The 515-nt window shown below is 63.1% G+C and carries 1 pseudogene; it reads left to right on the top strand.

The window, feature by feature from the left end:
- Positions 1-61: 61 nt before the first annotated feature.
- Positions 62-436, top strand: a pseudogene (locus A5652_RS14640) (imelysin family protein); the annotation flags it as partial.
- Positions 437-515: the final 79 nt, after the last annotated feature.

The raw sequence follows: 515 nt of genomic DNA, 5'->3' as shown, positions 1-515 counted from the left end.
GCCGTCGTTGAGCTGAGCGATCTGGCTGACGATGTAGGCGGCGTAGTCCTTGGTGCCCTGGCCGAGGATGCTGGCCAACGGTGCCAGCGATCTGATCGAAGAGATTCAGAACACCAAGATCACGGGTGAGGAAGAGGCCTTCAGTCACATTGACCTGGTGGACTTTTCGGGCAATGTCGAAGGGGCCCAGCAGGCGTACGCCTCGCTGCGGCCGGGGCTGGAGAAGATCGACGGCAATCTGGTCCACCAGATCGATCAGCAGTTCCAGAACGTGCTCGCCACGCTGGACGGCTACCGCGACCCGGCCGCTCTCGGCGGCTACAAGACCTACACCCCGGCGCTGAAGGCCAGCGACGCACCCAAGCTGACGGCGGTCATCCAGCCGCTGCATGAAAGCCTGTCCACGGTTGCCCAAAAAGTCGTTACGGCCGGGTGATCATGACCGACGACATCACCGATCCCGCCCACGGGGACCCGAATAATGCCGGCACACCGGCAGACTCCACCACGGTGTC

Source organism: Mycobacterium sp. 1165178.9 (assembly GCF_001673555.1).
Lineage (GTDB): Bacteria > Actinomycetota > Actinomycetes > Mycobacteriales > Mycobacteriaceae > Mycobacterium.
Note: the sequence above shows the minus strand (reverse complement) of the source record. Positions and strands in the feature narration are given on the sequence as shown.